13 protein-coding genes and 1 tRNA gene are annotated in these 18767 nt (G+C 67.4%); 6 read left to right on the top strand and 8 right to left on the bottom strand.

Going from position 1 to position 18767, the window contains the following annotated elements; all coding sequences use genetic code 11:
• Position 1 precedes the first annotated feature (1 nt).
• From mbhE to C8261_RS05925, 5 genes are all read right to left on the bottom strand, one after another.
• Positions 2–2701 (bottom strand): hydrogen gas-evolving membrane-bound hydrogenase subunit E, encoded by a 2700-nt coding sequence (mbhE, locus tag C8261_RS05945; protein ID WP_107492960.1) that lies wholly within the window; start codon positions 2699–2701, stop codon positions 2–4.
• A 394-nt stretch (positions 2702–3095) separates the two neighbouring features.
• Positions 3096–3587, bottom strand: coding sequence for a DUF1499 domain-containing protein (locus C8261_RS05940; RefSeq protein ID WP_107492753.1), 492 nt, complete (start codon positions 3585–3587; stop codon positions 3096–3098).
• Between the two features lie 70 nt (positions 3588–3657).
• Entirely contained in the window at positions 3658–5556 is a 1899-nt protein-coding gene (locus tag C8261_RS05935) for a propionate--CoA ligase (protein ID WP_268987175.1), read from the bottom strand.
• Positions 5557–5661: 105 nt separating this feature from the next.
• Positions 5662–6861, bottom strand: coding sequence for a GGDEF domain-containing response regulator (locus C8261_RS05930; RefSeq protein WP_107492751.1), 1200 nt, complete (start codon positions 6859–6861; stop codon positions 5662–5664).
• Positions 6862–6883: 22 nt separating this feature from the next.
• Positions 6884–7879, bottom strand: a complete 996-nt coding sequence (locus tag C8261_RS05925; RefSeq protein WP_107492750.1) for an oxidoreductase — start codon at positions 7877–7879, stop codon at positions 6884–6886.
• Positions 7880–8058: 179 nt separating this feature from the next.
• Here C8261_RS05925 and C8261_RS05920 point away from each other — a divergent pair, with 179 nt between their 5' ends.
• The gene (locus tag C8261_RS05920; RefSeq protein ID WP_107492749.1) at positions 8059–8910 is read left to right on the top strand and encodes an HDOD domain-containing protein; all 852 of its coding nucleotides are present in this window, start codon (positions 8059–8061) and stop codon (positions 8908–8910) included.
• Positions 8911–8918: 8 nt separating this feature from the next.
• Here the strand turns inward: C8261_RS05920 and C8261_RS17730 are convergent, their stop codons facing one another.
• The gene (locus C8261_RS17730; protein WP_268987174.1) at positions 8919–9053 is read right to left on the bottom strand and encodes a hypothetical protein; all 135 of its coding nucleotides are present in this window, start codon (positions 9051–9053) and stop codon (positions 8919–8921) included.
• Positions 9050–10264 (bottom strand): MFS transporter, encoded by a 1215-nt coding sequence (locus C8261_RS05915; protein WP_107492748.1) that lies wholly within the window; start codon positions 10262–10264, stop codon positions 9050–9052. Before C8261_RS05915 ends, C8261_RS17730 begins: the two co-directional genes overlap by 4 nt.
• Before the next feature lie 203 nt (positions 10265–10467).
• Between C8261_RS05915 and C8261_RS05910 the strand changes: the two genes are divergently transcribed.
• Together C8261_RS05910 and C8261_RS05905 are read left to right on the top strand one after the other, a co-directional pair.
• On the top strand, positions 10468–11043 hold the full coding sequence (locus C8261_RS05910) for a LemA family protein (RefSeq protein ID WP_107492747.1): 576 nt from the start codon (positions 10468–10470) through the stop codon (positions 11041–11043).
• A gap of 10 nt (positions 11044–11053) precedes the next feature.
• Entirely contained in the window at positions 11054–11956 is a 903-nt protein-coding gene (locus C8261_RS05905; RefSeq protein ID WP_107492746.1) for a hypothetical protein, read from the top strand.
• A gap of 1 nt (position 11957) precedes the next feature.
• On the opposite strand, the gene C8261_RS05900 is transcribed toward C8261_RS05905, so the two are convergent.
• Complete coding sequence (locus tag C8261_RS05900; protein ID WP_107492745.1) at positions 11958–13874, bottom strand: ATP-binding cassette domain-containing protein; 1917 nt, start codon at positions 13872–13874, stop codon at positions 11958–11960.
• Between the two features lie 117 nt (positions 13875–13991).
• Between C8261_RS05900 and C8261_RS05895 the strand changes: the two genes are divergently transcribed.
• The 3 genes from C8261_RS05895 to katG all read left to right on the top strand — a co-directional run bounded on the left by C8261_RS05895 (position 13992) and on the right by katG (position 18650).
• Positions 13992–16088 carry a site-specific recombinase gene (locus tag C8261_RS05895; RefSeq protein ID WP_408003209.1) on the top strand — a complete coding sequence of 699 codons (2097 nt, stop codon included), beginning with the start codon at positions 13992–13994 and terminating at the stop codon, positions 16086–16088.
• 11 nt (positions 16089–16099) lie between these two features.
• Positions 16100–16174 (top strand) — tRNA-Arg (locus C8261_RS05890).
• 301 nt (positions 16175–16475) lie between these two features.
• A complete protein-coding gene (katG, locus tag C8261_RS05885; RefSeq protein ID WP_107492743.1) occupies positions 16476–18650 on the top strand; it encodes a catalase/peroxidase HPI in 2175 nt (724 codons plus the stop codon).
• Positions 18651–18767 lie beyond the last annotated feature (117 nt).

Below are 18767 nucleotides of genomic sequence, written 5' to 3'. Positions count from 1 at the left end.
GTCAGTCCTCCTCGCTTTCCAGCAGGCGGAACAGCATGTGCAGCACCGCACCCAGCACGGTCAGGAACACCCCGACGTCGAACAGCAGCGGCGTCCCCAGCGGCAGCCCCGCCGGCGCCGCCCACAGCCCGGTGAGGAAGGCCTCGCCGGCGAGCAGACCGAGCAGGCCGGCGCCCAGTGCACACGCCAGACCGGCGCCCACCAGCCAGGCCGGCGACACGCGCAGCAGACGGCGCACCAGCGGCACGCCGAAGCCCAGGGCCAGCAAGACCAGCCCGGTGGCCGCCACCAGCCCGCCGATGAAACCACCGCCGAGAAGGTTGTGGCCGCGCCACAGCAACACCAGCGAAACAAGCGTCAGCAGGGTCGCCAACGGCCGCATGCCCTGGCGCAGGAACACCGAATCGAAACCGGCACGGCCCTGCTGGCGGCTCATCGCCGGTCCGCGCCCCTCGCCCAGCAGCGTTGCCGCGGCAAGACCGGCGAGGCCGACGACGAGGATCTCGCCGAGCGTGTCGAGCGCTCGGAAATCGACCAGGATCACGTTCACCACGTTCGCCCCGTGTCCGCCGGGCAGGCTGTTGTGCATGAACCACGAGGCGATCCCGCCCGGCAGCGGCTGACTGACCGCAGCCAGCACCAGCAAGGTCGCCGCAACCCCGAACAGGCCGGCCACCACAGCGTGATAGCGCCGCACCAGCGGCGCGCGCGAACCCACCACCCGCATCGGCGGCATGCGCCGCAGCACCAGGGCGAGAAAGACCACGGTGAGGGTTTCCACCATCAACTGGGTCACCGCGACGTCGGGCGCGTTGGCAGCCAGGAAGAAAAGCGCCAGCCCCAGCCCCGACAGCCCCAGCGCCGCCACCAGAGCCAAGCGCCCACGCATCACCGCAGCCCCGGCCGCGCCGCACACGGCCAGCGCGCAGCCCGCCAGCCCGGCCGGCGACAAGGGCGCATAGGTATCCGCCGCAGCGAGCAGGCTGCCGGGCATGGCAATCACGGCGAGCACTGCCACGGCGGTGGCGACCAGCGCCAGCAGGCTCATGTGCAGGCGCAGGGAGCCGTGCTGGAAGTTGCCCGCGAGGGTGCCGGCAAAGACGAACAGGCGCTTCAGCATGCGATCCCAGATGAGGTCACCGCTGATCCGCCAGAACACCCGCAGACGCGCCAGACGCAGGCGCACCTGGTAACGGAAGACATAGGCCAGCGCCCCCAGCGAGACGGTCAGCGCGCTGGCCACCAGGGCCGGGGTGATGCCGCCCCAGAGATACAGGTTGACCTCCACCGGACCGCGCGCCACCGCCTGCACTGCGGCATTGACCAGCCACACCTCGGGCAGGTTGTTGAAAGCCCCGAGCGCAAAGCCCCCCAGCGCCAGCACCATCGGCCCCGCCCACATCGGCGCGCTGACCTCGTGCGGCACGCGCGGATAACGTCCCTTGCGGCCCAGGAAGGTGCGGATGAAGACCAGCCCGGCGGCGGTCAGCAGCAAGGCATTGGTGGCGATCATCACCCCGGTGCTCAGCCAGCCCAGCGGGCCGAGTTCGATCAGCCCGGTGTACTTGAACTCCTTCGCTATGAAGCCGAAGAACGGCGGCAGACCGGCGTTGGAGAAGGCCGCCAGGGCCACCGCCGCGCCGGTCAGCGGCATGAAGCGGATCAGCCCTCCGAGGCGCCCCAGTTCGCGGGTGCCGGTAGCGTGGTCGACCGCACCCACGGCCATGAACAGCGCGCCCTTGTAGAGCGAATGCGCAAGCAGGTAAATGACGAAGGCCTGCAGCCCGTAGGTCGTGTTGGTGCCGATCAGCATGGTGAGCTGGCCGAGCACGGTCACCGTGGTGTAGGCGAGGATGCGCTTCAGGTCAGTCTGGCGGATCGCCAGCACCGCCCCCACCAGCGCGGTCGCCGCCCCCACCACCACCAGCACCGTGCCCCAGCCCTCGGGCCCGCCGAACACGGGATTGAGGCGGGCCATCAGATACACCCCCGCCTTCACCATGGTCGCGGAGTGGAGGTAGGCCGATACCGGCGTCGGCGCCGCCATCGCATTGGGCAGCCAGAGATGGAAAGGCAGTTGCGCCGACTTGGTGAAGCAGCCGATGAGGATCAGCACGACGATGGCCGGATAGAGCACGTGGCCCTCGACCGCCGCGGCCTGCAGCGCGGAGAATTGCCAGCTGTCGCTGACCACGCCGAGCAGGATGAGCCCGGCGAGCAGCGCCAGCCCGCCGCCACCGGTGATCAACAGGGCCTGCAGTGCCGCACGGCGCGAATCGCTCTTCTCGTGCAGGAAGGCGATCAACAGGAAGGAGGCAACGCTGGTGAGCTCCCAGAACACGAACATGGCGATGAAGTCGTCGGCCAGCACCAGACCCAGCATCGCCGCCATGAAACCGAGCAGGTAGGCATAGAAGCGCCCGAGGTGATGGTGGTCGGACAGATAGGCGCCGGCGTAGAGCACGATCAGCGTGCCGATGCCGGAAACCAGCAGCGCGAAGAGGAGCGACAGGCCGTCGAGACGGAAGGCCAGCGTCACCTCCAGCGCCGGCACCCAGGCCAGCGCCTCGATGAGTTCGCCGCCACCGGCCACCACCGGCACCTGCAGCACGAACCAGACGAAAGCCGCCAGCGGCGCCGCGGCGAGCAGGAAACCGGCGCGGTCGTCGAGCACGCGCGACAGGGCCGGCGCCAGCAGCATCGCCAGCGCGATACCCAGAACCGCGTTCAGCACCCCTGCAAACTCCGGCAGTACATGGTCAATCGCCTCCCCTTACAAACGAAACGCCCGCAACGGGCGCCTGCTGTGTTCTTGAACCTGGAAACCTCAGTTGGACGTGCTCGAGTGTGCGTCTGGCGCGTCGTCTGGCAAGGCGCGACAAGGCAGCATGGCTAGCCCCTGCAAGGAGGAGCAACGCGGCCAGGCGGCGCGCCAGGCGTGCAATCGGGCGCGTAGCGGGCTCACAGCCGGGTGATCGCTGTCGAGGGCACCTACTCCAAGCCCTGTAAGGCGTCCGCGATCACTTAGAGCGATCAACTGAGGTTTCTGGTTTAAATGTATCTCATGGACAGGCGAAGCGCACTGCGGGTTCCCCTTATCGAAGCGCCCCTGTCTCCCAGCGTCCCCGCAGCGCTTCGATGCGGCGGCGGTTGACGCCGAAATCCTTGCGCCCCAGGCGGCTGGCGGAGCGCAGGTCGATCGCCGCGGCATCACCCGCGGCGTGGAACTCGAGGTCATCGACGAAGCCCAGCCAGGGCGTGCGTGCCTCGGCATGGATGTAGTCGTCGCGCGCGACGATCACGGTGATGCCCGGCGTCGTGCGCAGCAGCCCGGCCAGCGCCTGCATGGCCGCCGCCGGGGGCTGCCCGCGCAGCGCCAGGGGGGCAATGCGGGCGTAGTCGGCCTGCGGGTGGTCCGGATGGAGGGCAGTCTGGCTGCTTACGCTGTTGGGCGTTACCGCGGGCGCCTTCAGACGGCCATCGGCGACGCCCAGGTCGTGCGGGCGCTGCCCCGCGAAGAGGCCGAAGCGGGCACCGGCGAGCACCGCCACAACCGCCAGGAGACAGCCGAGGAGAAAAATCTTCATGCATACGCCCTCACGTGACGAGGCCCGCACGGGGCGGGCCTCGGGTACTGCGGCAGAGCCGGACGGCCGCTCAGCCGGCCAGCGCGGACCTGATCTGCTCCAGCGTGCTGGGATCGTCGATGGTGGTCAGATCGCCCGGATCGCGGCCTTCGGCCAGCGCCTGGATGGAACGGCGCAGCATCTTGCCGGAGCGGGTCTTGGGCAGTCCGGTGATGAAGTGCACGCGGCTGGGACGGGCAATGGCACCGAGCATGTTGTCGACGGTCTTCATCACCGCCTTCTCGAGCTCGGCACGCTTCTCGGCGCTATCCACGTCATCGGCATTCTTGACCACGGCGAAGGCCATCGGCATCTGTCCCTTGACCTCGTCGGCGACACCGACCACGGCCACTTCGGCAATCGCCGGGTGGGCCTGCACGGCCTCCTCGATCTCGCGGGTGCCAAGACGGTGGCCGGCGACGTTGATGACGTCGTCCATGCGACCGAGGATGGTGTGATAGCCGTCGGCATCCTTGATACCCCAGTCCGACGACGAGTACACCACCGGGTCGGTGAACAGGCTGAAGTAGGTGGACACGAAGCGCTCGTCCTGGCCCCACACCGTCGACAGGCAGCCCGGCGGCAGCGGCGGCACGATGCCGACGATGCCCTTCTCCTCGGCACCGCACTCGCTGCCATCCTCGCGGAAGATGCGCAGGTCGTAGCCGTACACCGGGAAGGCGGGCGAGCCGAGCTTGATGCGGCTCTCCTCGACGCCGCGGCAGATCGCCAGCATCGGCCAGCCGGTCTCGGTCTGCCAGTAGTTGTCGATCACCGGGATGCCGAGCTCGTCCATGATCCACTTGTGGCTGGTCTCGTCGAGCGGCTCACCGGCGAGGAACAGGTGCTTGAGGGAGGACAGGTCGTACTTCTTCAGGAAGGCCGGATCCTGCTTCTTCAGCACGCGCACCGCGGTGGGCGCGGAGAACATCACGTTGACCTTGTACTTCTCGACGATCTGCCACCAGATCCCGGCATCCGGACGCAGCGGCGTGCCTTCGTACATGATGGTGGCCATGCCGGCGACCAGCGGGCCATAGACGATGTAGCTGTGACCGACCACCCAGCCGATGTCGGAGGTGGAGAACATGGTCTCGCCCTTGCCGCCGGTGAAGATGTGCTTCATCGACGCGGCCAGCGCCACGGTGTAGCCACCGGTATCGCGCTGCACGCCCTTGGGCTTGCCGGTGGTGCCGGAGGTGTACAGGATGTAGCTGGGCTCGGAGGATTCCAGCCAGGTCACCGGTACCTGGGCGTCCATGTGCTTGGCGCGCAGGCTGGCGTAATCGACGTCGCGCCCCTCGACCCTGGGGAAACCCTTGTCGAGGCCGCGGTCGACCAACAGCACCTTGGCGGGCGGGAACTCTGCCAGCTTGCAGGCCTCATCCACCAGATGCTTGTAGGGCACCGGCTTGCCGTTGCGCATGCCGGCGTCCGAGCTCACCATCAGCACCGGCTTGGCGTCGTCGATGCGGGTGGCCAGCGAGCCGGCGGCAAAGCCGCCGAAGACCACCGAGTGGATGGCGCCGATGCGCGCGCAGGCGAGCATCGCAAAGGCGGCCTCGGCGATCATCGGCATGTAGATCAGCACGCGATCGCCGCGCTTCACCCCGAGTTCGAGGTAGATCGCCGCCATGCGCTCGACTTCGCGCTGCAGTTCGGCGAAGGAGTAGACCTTCTCTTCGTTGGTCTCGGTGGAGATATAGACCAGCGCGCGATCATTCGGGCGCTCGGCGGCGTGGCGGTCAACGGCGTTGAAGCACAGGTTGGTCTCGCCACCCTTGAACCACTTGACGAACGGCGGGCGCGAGAAATCGCAGACCTGTTCGGCCGGCTTGTTCCAATGCACCAGTTGGGCCTGCTCGGCCCAGAAACCGTCACGATCCTCGATGGAACGGCGGTGGAACTGCTTGTAATCGCTCATGCGCATCCTCTCCCTTCTGTGTTGTCCCCAAATACATGAAACGGGTGCGGTGCCGCAGGGCTCGGCCCGCACGATGTGGTCCGGCGGTCCGCACGCGGCCGCAGGCTCCTGTTATATCGATGTCCGGGTATATTCCTGGTCGTCGCCTTCGGTGGCCGGCTCGGGAACGTGCTTGCGCAGTTCGTCCAGCGGCATGCCGCAGCGCAGGTTCGATTCTATCAACTCGAACAGCGGCATGAGGGTAGCGACCACTTCGGGCAGGCGTACGGCGACCTCGTCGGCACCACCGGCCTTGAGCTGGAAGAGCGCGTGGTCGATGCTGACCACCTGCTTGAAGAACCTGTCGACGAAATCCTGGCCGACCTCGCCCTTGTCCGCGACCACGCGGTTGCCACCCGCCGCCCGCCCTTCCAGGGCGCGCTGCACGGCGATGCCGATGAGGTGGCTGACGGTGTGCATGCCGTCGACCGAAGAGCTCGCCACCCCGGCGGTGACGCTGATGCGGATGCGCTCGTCGCGGTAGGTCATCACCAGCTTGTCCATGGCCTTCTGCATGCGCAGCGCGAAGGCGATGCAGCCGATGACGTCGGTACTTGGCGACAGCACCGCGAACTGGTCCGGGGCGAGCTGGGCGATGGTGTCCTCCTGACGCACCTTGCTGCCGAGGATCTTGGACAGTTTGCGGGTCACCAGCTGGGCGACATGGCGACCGTGCCATTCGACGAGCTGCTCGTAGTGGTCGATCTCAATCACCATCGCGCTGATATCGACCTGATGCCGGCGTGCCAGAGCCATTTCCTGTTCCGCGTGCCAGTTCAGATAGGATTCATTGGCCAGTCCGGTGGCCGGATCGACCGGGCTTTGCGCAGCAAGCGCCGCCCGGCTTTCTTCCAGGTCACGACTGGTCTCGGCGAGCCGCGCCAGCGACTCGAGACGGGCCACCAGCTCGGTAGCGCCGATGCCCTTGGTGATGAAATCGTTTGCCCCCAGACGATGGGCGCGCTCGCGCGACTCGTCGTCCTCCTCGCCGGAGATCACCACCACCGGCAGGTCGTGCACCCGGGTCAGCCTGGAGCCACGGATGCGCTCGAGCAGGCCGTAGCCATCGAGCCGCGGCATGCCGATGTCGGTGATGACGATGCGGATGTCGGGGTCGATGACCAGCGCCTCCCAGCCCGCCTCGCCGTCGGTCTCCTCGCGCACCAGGAAGCGCCCGCGCAGGTTGCGGATCAGCGACGCCCGCACCATGCGCGAATCGTCGACGATCAGCACCTTGGGCAGGGGCAGGTTCTGTGCTTCTTGCTCGCTCATGCGCGGCGGAACTCCCGGTCGATCAGGCAATGCGGACCACCGTGCGCCCCTTGACCTCGCCACGGATGTAGGCGTCAAAGGCGGACGGCAGTTCGTCGAGCGTAAGGGTACGCGTCACCGCAGCGAGGTGACGCGGTTTGAGGTCGGTGGCCAGACGCTCCCAGACCCGCTGACGGGTGGGGAAGCCCATGTAACCCGAATCGATGCCGAGCAGGCTGACCCCGCGCAGGATGAAGGGGAACACGGTGGTGTTGAGGTTGAAGCTGGCGGCATTGCCGATGCTCGCCACCGTGCCGGCCTGCTGCATGGTGGCCAGTACCCAGTGCAGGATCTGTCCGCCGACGTTGTCCACCGCACCGGCCCAGCGCGCCCCTTCGAGCGGGCGCACCTTGTCGAAGTCGATGCTCGAACGCAGCATGATCTCTGCCGCCCCGAGGCCCTTCAGGTAGTCGCTCTCGGCGGCCTTGCCGGTCAGCGCAACGACGTGATAGCCCAGCCGGGCGAGCATGTCGATGGCCAGCCCGCCGACGCCCCCGGTGGCCCCGGTGACCAGCACCGGGCCGTTTGCCGGCGCCAGGCCGTTATCCTCCATGCGCACCACGCCGAGCGCCGCGGTGAAGCCCGCGGTTCCCAGCGCCATGGCCTCGAAGAGATCCAGCCCTGCCGGCAGGGGCACTACCCAGGCCGCCGGTACGCGCGCATATTCGGCATAACCGCCGTGATGCGAGACGCCGATATCGAAGCTGGTGGCGATCACCGCATCGCCGGGGCGGAAGCGCGCGTCGGCGCTGTCGACCACCTCGCCGGCCATGTCGATGCCGCCCACACAGGGAAAGCGGCGGATGATCTTGCCGGCACCAGTGGCGGCCAGGGCATCCTTGTAGTTGATGCTGGAATAGCGCACCCGGATCAGCACCTCGCCGGCATCGAGCTGGTCGACGGTCAACGGCTGCAGCGCGCAGACGACCTTGCGCTGGTCATCCTGTTCGATCAGCAGGGCCTTGAATGAGGGCGTCACGACGAATCTCCCGGAGCCGCGCGCATGCACAAGGCAATACGCTTTTCGGCGAAGAATATCCGAGGATTATAGCGAAATCGCGCGTCAGCTCCGCGCCGACACGCAATTTCCGCGTTCTGCCATTTGCATTCCCGACGCAGCGGTCGATAATCGACTCATCAACACCACAGGTGCAGCCCATGGCCCTGCTCGACAAAGCACTGGATTCCGTCGACGCCTACGTCGCCCACTTCTCCGCCCGCCCCCTGCCGGTGCTGCGCCGCACCGTCGTCGAGCTGGCCGAGATGCAGGGCGAGATGGACAAGCTCAGCGGCAAGCGCATCGCCGCCACGGTGCTGCGCGACCCGCTGATGACCATCCGTCTGCTCACCTACCTGCAGACCCATCGCCGGCAGGCCCAGAACCACGACATCACCACCATCGACCGCGCCATCATGATGATGGGGCTGGAGCCCTTCTTCCGCATCTTCGCCGAACTGCCCACCGTCGAAGACACCCTCGCCGCCCACCCCAAGGCCCTCCTCGGCGTGCTCAAGGTCATCGGCCGCGCACGCCGTGCGGCGCATTTCGCGCGCGACTGGGCCATCGTCCGCCACGACCTCGACGTGGACGAGATCACCGTCGCCACACTGCTGCTGGAAACCGCCGACATCGTCTGCTGGATCTGCGCCCCGGCCCTCACCGCCGAGGTCTATGAACTGCAGCGCCGCGATCGCAACCTGCGCAGCGTGGTCGCCCAGCGTGCGGTGTTCGGCGCCACCGCCAAGGAAATCCAGACCGCCCTGGTGCACGCCTGGAAGCTGCCCGAACTGCTGATCGACCTGATGAACGAGAACAAGGCCGACAACCCGCGCGTGCGCAACGTCCTGCTGGCCGCCGATTTCGCCCGCCACGTCGCCCACGGCTGGGACGACGCCGCGCTGCCCGATGACATTGCCGCCATCGAACGCCTCATCCACCTCGGCCGCGAACAGCTGCTCGCCCGCCTCGGCGCCCCCGCCGAGGTCATTCCGCGCTTTGTCGGCGGCTGAACGCCCTCTCAGCCGCAGAACACCAGATTAGTGAAATCGATCAGCAGTTCCGGCTGCTGATAGGCGACGAAGAGCGCGCCGAGCACCGCCAGCGCCACCAGCACCAGGGCAAGGCGCAGCAGCACGCGCACGGAGCGCCTCATGAGGCCGCCCCGGCGCGCACCAGCGCGCGCTCGCGCACCGGCAGGCAGAGCAGCGCCGCCACTACCGAGAGGCCGATCGACAGCCACCAGGCCTGCTCATAGCTGCCGGAAGCGTCGAAGATGCGCCCGCCCAGCCAGGCCCCCAGGAAGCCGCCGATCTGGTGGCCGAGAAAGACGATGCCGTACAGCATGCCGACGAACTTGAGACCGAAGATCTGCGCCACCAGGCCGTTGGTGAGCGGCACCGTGCCCAGCCACAGCAAGCCCATGATGGCGGCAAAGGCATACAGCACCACGGGGCTCAGCGGCAGGAAGAGAATGGCCAGGATGGCGACCACGCGCAGCGCATAGATCCACGCCAGCAGCCATTTCTTGCTGTACAGCCCGCCCAGCCAGCCAGACAGGAAGGAGCCGGCGATGTTGAACAGGCCGATCAGCGCCACCGCGGTCATGCCGATGTTGGCCGAGAGCCCGCCATCGACGACGAAGGCCGGCAGATGCAGCATGATGAAGGCGGTCTGGAAGCCGCAGACGAAGAAGCTCCAGAACAGGAAGTGAAAGCTCGGCGTGCGCGCGGCCTCGTTGAGCGCCTCGCCGAAGGTCTGATTGCCATGGTTGCTCCCCGCGGTGCCGGTGACCGCGCGCGCCAGCGGGATGATCAGCGCCACACCGAGGGCCAGCCACAGCAGCGCCGACTGCCAGCCCACACCGACGATCAGCGCCTGCCCCACCGGCAGCACCGCGAACTGCCCGAAGCTGCCGCCGGCACTCGCGATACCCAGCCACAGGCTGCGCTTTTCCGGCGGCGCCATGCGGCCGACCACGCCGAGCACGACACTGAAGGTGGTGCCGGCCAGCCCCATGCCGACCAGCAGGCCGGCCCCGGCATTGAGGCCCAGCGCACTGTCCGCATGCGCCATGATCACCAGCCCGAGCACGTACAGCAGCGCCCCGCCGGCCAGCGTGCGCCCCGCCCCCCAGCGGTCGGCAAAAGCCCCGGCAAAGGGCTGGAAGAGGCCCCACATGAGGTTCTGCAGGGCGATCGCAAAAGAGAAGGTTTCGCGCGACCAGCCCTGATCGGCGGTCATCGGCGGCAGGAAGAGTCCACCGGTATGGCGCACCCCCATCGCCAGGGTGAGGATCAGGGCACCGCAGGCCAGCACCACGGCGGGGCGGCGCAGCAGCGGCAGGGAGGCATCGGCTGGGGTCAAGATCGCTGTCCTGTGGCTCTGGCCTTTGCCCCGGCAGGCGGACCGCACACCGCAACAGCGCCGCAACAGCCCGTCATCGGGCCGCGCTGGCGCGTGGGTGCTTGCCGGGCAATGGCCTCGATCGTCATTGCTGAAGGCACCGCAGGCATGATGCCGCGGCCGTTCGAGTATAAGATGCGCGCGGGAACAGGGAGGATACAGTGATGAGCGTTTCCGGCGCCTTGCTGTCAGCGGCCATCGTCGTGCTGCTGATCTACGGCATCGTCATCTACAACGGCCTCGTGCAGCTCAAGCACAACGTCGCCCGCGCGTGGTCGAACATCGACGTGCTGCTCAAGCAGCGCCATGACGAGCTGCCCAAGCTGGTGGCGGTATGCCGCCAGTACCAGCAGTTCGAACAGGACACCCTGGTGCGCGTCACCGAGGCGCGGGCGCGCGTTGCCAGCGCCCGCGAGGATCACGACGTGCCCGCCCTGGGCGCCGCCGAAGGCATGCTGCGCGCCGGCCTCGGGCAGATCTTCGCAGTTGCCGAGGCCTATCCGGAGCTCAAGGCCAACGAACACTTCATGCAGCTGCAGACCCGCATCACCGCGCTGGAGAACGCCATTGCCGACCGCCGCGAGTGGTACAACGAGTCGGTCAATGTGCACAACATCCGCATCGAGCAGTTCCCCGACCTCCTCGTCGCCCGCCTGTTCGGCTACCAGGCCCAGCCGCTGCTGCGCTTTGCCGCCGCAGAAACCGCCGACGTGGACGTGAAGGCGCTGTTCCGCGCCTGATCCCCGCAGCATGCTGACCCGCCTGCGCCGCGACCTCGGCAACATCAGCCTGCCGCTGATCCAGCTCGGCCTGGTGTTCGTCGCGCTGCGTCTGGACCGCGACCTCGGCACCCTGACGGCCATCGCCCTGCTGCTGCTCACCGGTCTCTATGGCTGGTGGCGCTCGCTGCGTCATGCCCGCCTGATCGCCGACACCCCCACCGCGCGGATCGCCTCGGCCGCGCAGGGCTATACCGAGCTGCGCGGCCGCGGCCGCCCGCTCGCCGGCCCGCCGTTGCGCTCACCGATCAACGGTCTGCCGGTGCTGTGGTACCGGGTGGTCACCGAACGCCGGCGTGCCGACGGCAAGTGGTATCGCGCCGGCACGCAGGAAAGCGAGGTCTCCTTCCTGCTCGATGACGGCAGCGGCGAATGCGCGGTCGATCCCGAGGGCGCCAAGATGCTGGTCAAGCGTCGCGACGTCTTCCCCCAGGGCCAGGAGCGCCACACCCAGTGGTCGCTGATCGAGCACGACCCGCTCTATGTCATCGGCGAGTTTTCCACCGTCGGCAGCATCTCGCCGCAGCTCGACACCTCGCGCCAGGTCGGCGAACTGCTCGCCGACTGGAAGACCCGCCCGCAGGAGCTGCTGGAACGTTTCGATCTCGATGGCGACGGCGAGATCAGCCTGCAGGAGTGGGAACTGGCGCGCGCCCAGGCCCGCCGCGAGGTCCTCGCCCGCCAGCGCGAGGTGCTTGCCGCCCCCGAGGCCCACGTGATGCGCAAACCCGCCGGGCGCCGTCTCTACCTGATCTCCGACCTCGACCCCCAGCGCCTCGCCCGGCGCTATCGCTGGTGGGCACTGTTCCACCTTCTGGTGTTCTTCGGCGCGGTCGTCGCAGCCGCGCTTGTGGCCGCCCTCGGCGAGTTCTGATTCACCCCCCGGCGCGCGTCTCCAGCGCCTCCCAGCGCAGCATTGCGGCCTCCAGCTCGCCGTCGATGGCCTCCAGGCGCGCCTTGCACTGCGCCACTTCCTGCGGTGCGTTCTGATACAGCGCCGGATCGGCCATGCGCGCATGGAGGGCAGCCTGCTCCGCTTCCAGCTCACCGATGCGCACCGGCAGGGCCTCGAGCTCGCGCTTCTCGTTGAAGCTGAGCTTGCCGGCGCGCGCCGCCGGCGCCTTCTCCGCCACCGCTGCAGGCCGCGCGGCGGCTGCCGGCACTACCTTGGGCGCGCGCGCGGCATCCTCGGCCTGCGCCTGGCGGACGCGCTGCCAGTCGGCATAGCCGCCGGCGTATTCGCCCCAGCGCCCGTCGCCTTCGGCGGCAATCACCTGGGTGACGACGTTGTCGAGAAAGGCACGGTCGTGACTGACCAGGAAGAGCGTGCCCTGATAGCCGGCGAGCAGTTCTTCGAGCAGGTCGAGGGTCTCGATGTCGAGGTCGTTGGTGGGCTCGTCGAGCACCAGCACATTGGCCGGGCGGGCAAACAGCCGTGCCAGCAGCAGGCGGTTGCGCTCGCCGCCGGAGAGCGACTTGACCGGTGAGCGCGCACGCTGCGGGGCGAAGAGGAAATCGCCCAGATAGCCGATGACGTGCTTCCTCTCGCCGCCGATCTCGACGTAGTCCGAACCCGGGCTGATGACCTCGGTGAGCGGCAGTTCGGGATCGAGCTGTTCGCGCAGCTGATCGAAATAGGCCACCGTCTGGCGGGTGCCGCGGCGCACCGTGCCGCTGTCGGGTTCGAGGTCGCCGAGGATGAGTTTCAGCAGCGTGGTCTTGCCGGCGCCATTGGGGCCGATCAGGCCGATGCGGTCACCGCGCAGGATGCGGGTGGAGAAGTCCCGCACCACCGTGCGTTCGCCGTAGCGCTTGCTCACCTCGGTGAGCTCGGCAACCATCTGGCCGCTCTTCTCGCCGCTGTCCACGGCCAGGTTGACGTTGCCGAGGCGGTCACGACGGGCGGCACGCTCCCGGCGCAGCGCCTCCAGCCGCCGTACCCGACCTTCGTTGCGCGTGCGGCGCGCCTCGACGCCCTTGCGGATCCACACCTCCTCCTGCGCCAGCACCTTGTCGAAGCGCGCGTTGGCCTTTTCCTCGACCTCCAGCTCCTCGCCCTTGCGGCGCTGGTAGTCGGCGAAACGCCCCGGATAGCTCGCCAGGCGGCCGCGGTCGAGCTCGATGATGCGGGTGGCGACGTTGTCGAGGAAGACACGGTCGTGGGTGATCACCACCACCGCGCCGCGAAAATCGCGGATCAGGGCCTCCAGCCACAGGATGCCGTCGACGTCGAGGTGGTTGGTGGGTTCGTCGAGGAGCAGCAGGTCGGGTTCGGCGACCAGTGCACGCGCCAGCGCAACGCGCTTCACACCGCCACCGGAGAGGCTGGAGACGGAAACGTCGGCGGCCAGACCGAGGCGGTCGAGCATCTGTTCGACACGCTGGTTGAGACGCCAGCCGTCGGCCGCCTCGACGGCGTGCTGGAGGTGGTCGAGACGGGCCAGCGCAGCATCGTCGGCACGCTCGGCGACCGCCACCATCGCGGCGTGGTAGTCCACCAGCAGGCGCGCAGCGTCGCCGAGGCCGGCAGCCACGGTGGCGAAGACTTCGCCGGCGAGATCGAAATCAGGCTCCTGCGGCACGTAGGCCACCTTCAGGCCGTCCTGACGCCACACCCGCCCGTCGTCCAGCGTCGCCTGCCCGGCGAGCGCGCGCAGCAGACTGGACTTGCCGGAGCCATTGCGCCCGATCAGCGCCACACGCTCGCCGGCGTCGAGCTGGAAATCGGCGTGATCGAGCAGATCGACGTGACCAAAGGCGAGACAGGCGTTTTCTACGGCAAGCAGCGGCATCAGCGGGCGTGGGTGGAAATGAACGAGGAGCCGATTCTACCGGTCTGCTACCATCAGTGCCCCCATCGGTTGATAATGCACCGCAACAAATCCTTCTTACGGCGCAGAAGAACCCCTTTGAAACAATCGCTTGAAGCCATCCTGCAGCAGTTCTGCACGCCCCCGGCCGACGATGTCGCGCCGTGGGTGGCGCTCATCGACCACCTCCGCCCGCGCCGCGCGAGCAACACCGTGCAGGCCGGGCAAAGCCTGCAGCGCCTGATCGATCTGCTCGCTGCCCGCGACGACCTGCGCCAGTGCATGAGCGCAGCGCTGGCGCGCCTGTTCCGCGAGCGCAAGCAGGTATCGCTGTACGTCGCCTCGGGCCTGTTGCCGTCGACCGGCTTCTTTTCCGAGACCGCGCGGCGCATCTCCGGCCGCCTGCTGCCCGAAGTCGTCGACACCACCTACATGAAGGACGTGCTGAGCGTGGTGTTCCACCGCGTCGATGACGAGGTGTGGGTCAACGCCATCGACGACGCGCAGTGGGAGGCGCTCTTCAGCCTGCTCTTCCCCGTCGAGGAGACCGACCACGGCAGGCCGCCGCAGGTACTCGACGAGATCATCGAAGCCCTGCGCGTGCTCTCCTACCACGTCTCGTCGATCGGGCTGGAGCCCGAACTGGTGCGCATCGACCCCACCCTCGAGCAGCACGAATCGCCCTTCCTGGCACAGAACGCCGAAGTGCTCGCCTACCTTGCCCACTACCGCGCATGGTGGGCCGACCCCGGTACGGCCCTGGAAGACGAACGCCACCTCACCGTGATGCTCGACCAGTGCGCCGAGGTGCTGCAACGCATCCGCCGCCGCGCCAGCAAGATCGGCACCAGCCTGACACTGACCTTCAAGCTCGAACGCCTGCGCCAGCATCTCGACCGCATCGCCTGCCTGCTCGATCTCCTCGCCCGCCTGCGCGCCGACCGCAACGCGGTATCGGTGGCCAGCCAGGCGGTGGCGCTGTTCAAGACCCTGGTGCACGCGGAGTGCCGCAAGAACAACCTCTCCGACTACTGGGGGCAGAACGTCGAGCTGCTCTCCCTGCGCATGACCGAGAGCGCCAGCCGCACCGGTGAGCGCTACATCACCGCCACCCGCGGCGAGTACTTCGGCATCCTGCGCTCGGCCATCATCGGCGGCTTCATCATCGCCCTGATGGCGGCGCTGAAGATCATCCTTGGCCGCCAGGGCTTTGCCCCCCTCAACGAGGCGCTGACCTTCTGCCTCAACTACGGCATCGGCTTCGCCCTCATCCACGTCCTTGGCGGCACCGTGGCCACCAAGCAGCCGGCCATGACCGCCAACGCGATTGCCGCCTCGATCGGCGAGGCGCGTGGCAAGTCACGCAGCCTCGACGCCCTCGCCGACCTCATCGTACGCACCGCGCGCAGCCAGTTTGCCGCCATCCTCGGCAACGTCGGCATCGCAGTGCCGCTGGCAATGCTCATCGCCCTCGCCATCCACAGTCTCGGCGGCGCACACTTCGTCAGCACTGATGAGGCCCACAAGCTCCTCGCCGAAGTGGATCCGCGCGGCGGCGCGCTGTTCTTCGCCGCCGTCGCCGGCGTGTGCCTGTTTCTCTCCGGCCTCATCGCCGGCTACTACGACAACCTCTCGGCCTACAACCGCATCCCCCAGCGCCTGCGCCAGCTGCGCTGGCCGCGCCGCCTGCTCGGCGAAGCTCGCATGGGGCGGGTCGCCAGCTACGTCGAGAACAACCTCGGCGCACTCGCCGGCAACTTCTTCTTCGGCTTTCTGCTCGGCGGCGCCACCGCGCTCGGCGTGCTCTTCGGCCTGCCACTGGACATCCGCCACATCGCCTTCTCGTCGGCCTACGTCGGCTACGCCTCGGCGGCACTGGACTTCATGATGAGCTGGCAGATGGTGGCCGTGACCGCCGCCGGCGTCGCCGGCATCGGCCTGGTGAACCTCGCGGTGAGCTTCTCACTGACCCTCTACGTCGCCATGCGCGCGCGCCGCATCACCTTCGACCACGCACGCAGCCTCGGCCGCCTGGTGCTGCAGCGCCTGCTCACCCGCCCGCACGAATTCATCCTGCCACCGCGCGGCGAGCGCAGCAGCGAGCCCCCACCGCCGCCGCCCGCAACCGAGCTTGCCGTGCCCTCAAGACTGCCAGCGGCCGGCGACACGCTTGGTGAGCCGCCCGCCAACCGCTAGAATGCGCCCCTCTCCCTGTAGTTCAATGGATAGAACGGCCGCCTCCTAAGCGGCAGATCTGGGTTCGATTCCCGGCGGGGGGACCATGCTGACCGATGCGGCTGCACGCACAGCACAGGACCAGAAACCGCACAGCCAGACGCTGCGCGGTTTTTATTTCACCTGCTGATAGACAGTGCAATTATAAAAACAAGCTCGCCATTGCCTGAGTCAATCAAGCTCATTGCTAAAACCCTGCTCATCTGTCTGCTACGCTTCAGTCGTGGGCTGATACTGCCCCTGCAGCGCAGCAGGAACACTGGCAGGTATTGAACGGCTCCCGGTTCTTTCCCCATGACCGGCGCGTCAGATGGGAAAACAGACAATCGATGACAGGAGGTGAGCAGCATGAATGACAAGAATGCCAGTGGCAGCGGTCAGTGCCCGGTGATGCACGGTGGCAACACCGCCGCCGGCAACTCGGTGATGGCGTGGTGGCCGAACGCGCTGAACCTCGACATCCTCCACCAGCACGACCGCAAGACCAACCCGCTGGGCGAGGACTTCGACTATCGTGAAGAGGTCAGGAAACTCGACTTCGTCGCGCTGAAGAAGGACCTCACCGAGCTGATGACCAACAGCCAGGAGTGGTGGCCGGCCGACTGGGGACACTACGGCGGCCTGATGATCCGCATGGCCTGGCACTCTGCAGGCACCTACCGGATCGCTGATGGCCGCGGCGGTGGCGGTACCGGCAACCAGCGCTTTGCGCCAATCAACTCCTGGCCCGACAACGTCAACCTCGACAAGGCCCGCCGCCTGCTGTGGCCGATCAAGAAGAAGTACGGCAACAAGCTCTCCTGGGCCGACCTGATCATCCTCGCCGGCACCGTCGCTTACGAGTCCATGGGCCTCAGGACCTACGGTTTCGCCTTCGGTCGCGAGGACATCTGGCATCCGGAGAAGGACACCTACTGGGGCTCCGAAAAGGAATGGCTGGCCCCCAGCGGCAGCGAAGGCAGCCGCTATTCCGGTGAACGTGACCTCGAAAACCCGCTCGCCGCGGTGATGATGGGGCTCATCTACGTCAACCCCGAAGGCGTCGACGGCAAGCCCGACCCGCTCAAGACCGCACACGACGTGCGCATCACCTTTGCCCGCATGGCGATGAATGACGAGGAAACCGTTGCCCTGACCGCTGGCGGGCACACCGTGGGCAAGTGCCACGGCAACGGTAACGCCGCTGAACTGGGTCCCGACCCGGAAGCCGCCGGCGTCGAAGAACAGGGCCTGGGCTGGAACAACAAGACCAGCCGCGGCATCGGCCGGAATACGGTAACGAGCGGTATCGAAGGCGCGTGGACCACTCACCCTACGCAGTGGGACAACGGCTACTTCCACCTGCTGCTCAACTACGACTGGGAGCTCAAGAAGAGTCCGGCCGGGGCGTGGCAATGGGAACCGGTGAACATCAAGGAAGAAGACAAGCCGGTCGATGTTGAGGACCCCTCGATCCGGTACAACCCGATCATGACCGACGCCGACATGGCAATGAAGATGGATCCGGAGTACCGCAAGATCTCCGAACGTTTCTACAAGGATCCGGACTACTTCAGCGAAGTCTTCGCCCGCGCCTGGTTCAAGCTCACCCACCGCGACATGGGCCCGAAGGTACGCTACATCGGCCCCGAGGTACCCGCCGAAGACCTCATCTGGCAGGACCCCGTGCCCGCCGGCCGCAAGGACTACGACGTCGCTGCGGTGAAGGCGAAGATCGCCGCCGCCGGCCTGACGGTCGGTGACATGGTCGCCACCGCCTGGGACAGCGCCCGCACCTTCCGCGGTTCGGACAAGCGCGGCGGCGCCAATGGCGCGCGCATCCGCCTGGCCCCGCAGAAGGACTGGGAAGGCAACGAACCGGCACGGCTGGCCAGGGTGCTCGCGGTGTACGAGAAGATCGCCGCCGAAAGCGGCGCGAGCGTGGCCGACGTGATCGTGCTGGGCGGCAATCTCGGCGTCGAGCAGGCCGCCCGCGCCGCCGGCTTCGCGATCGAGGTACCCTTCGCCCCCGGCCGTGGTGACGCCACCCAGGCACAGACCGACGTCGAGTCCTTCGAGGTCCTCGAACCGGTGCATGACGGCTTCCGCAACTGGCTGAAGAAGAACTACGTCGTCCAGCCCGAGGAAATGCTCCTCGACCGCGCCCAGCTGCTGGGCCTCACGGCCCCCGAGATGACCGTGCTGATCGGCGGCATGCGGGTGCTCGGCAGCAATCATGGTGGCAGCAGGCATGGCGTGTTCACCGATCGCGTCGGCGCGCTGACGACGGACTTCTTCGTCAATCTCACCGACATGGCCTACAGCTGGAAGCCGACCGGGCGCAACAGCTACGACATCGTTGAGCGCAGGAGCGGGCAGACGAAGTGGACGGCGACGCGGGTCGATCTGGTGTTCGGTTCCAACTCCATCCTCCGTGCCTATGCCGAGGTCTATGCGCAGGACGACAACAAGGAGAAGTTCGTCAGGGACTTCGTCGCCGCCTGGACCAAGGTGATGAACGCCGACCGTTTCGATCTCGCCTGAAGGCCCCGAACTGGCGGCACGAGGCCCCTTCCGGCACAGCCGGAAGGGGCCTCGCTGCATTCAGCGATGAAGAGGACGGGCTTCGACAGGCTCAGCCCGAACGGTATTTGATTGCCG

Origin of the sequence: Pseudothauera lacus, assembly GCF_003034845.1 — a bacterium.
Lineage (GTDB): Bacteria > Pseudomonadota > Gammaproteobacteria > Burkholderiales > Rhodocyclaceae > Pseudothauera > Pseudothauera lacus.
This window is presented reverse-complemented; position numbering and strand designations above follow the sequence as displayed.

Coding starts and splice junctions, on each gene's coding strand:
- mbhE (WP_107492960.1), bottom strand. CDS start 2,701: ATGCTGCTGGCGCCGGCCCTGTCGCGCGTGCTCGACGACCGCGCCGGT.
- C8261_RS05940 (WP_107492753.1), bottom strand. CDS start 3,587: ATGAAGATTTTTCTCCTCGGCTGTCTCCTGGCGGTTGTGGCGGTGCTC.
- C8261_RS05935 (WP_268987175.1), bottom strand. CDS start 5,556: ATGCGCATGAGCGATTACAAGCAGTTCCACCGCCGTTCCATCGAGGAT.
- C8261_RS05930 (WP_107492751.1), bottom strand. CDS start 6,861: ATGAGCGAGCAAGAAGCACAGAACCTGCCCCTGCCCAAGGTGCTGATC.
- C8261_RS05920 (WP_107492749.1), top strand. CDS start 8,059: ATGGCCCTGCTCGACAAAGCACTGGATTCCGTCGACGCCTACGTCGCC.
- C8261_RS17730 (WP_268987174.1), bottom strand. CDS start 9,053: ATGAGGCGCTCCGTGCGCGTGCTGCTGCGCCTTGCCCTGGTGCTGGTG.
- C8261_RS05910 (WP_107492747.1), top strand. CDS start 10,468: ATGAGCGTTTCCGGCGCCTTGCTGTCAGCGGCCATCGTCGTGCTGCTG.
- C8261_RS05905 (WP_107492746.1), top strand. CDS start 11,054: ATGCTGACCCGCCTGCGCCGCGACCTCGGCAACATCAGCCTGCCGCTG.
- C8261_RS05900 (WP_107492745.1), bottom strand. CDS start 13,874: ATGCCGCTGCTTGCCGTAGAAAACGCCTGTCTCGCCTTTGGTCACGTC.
- katG (WP_107492743.1), top strand. CDS start 16,476: ATGAATGACAAGAATGCCAGTGGCAGCGGTCAGTGCCCGGTGATGCAC.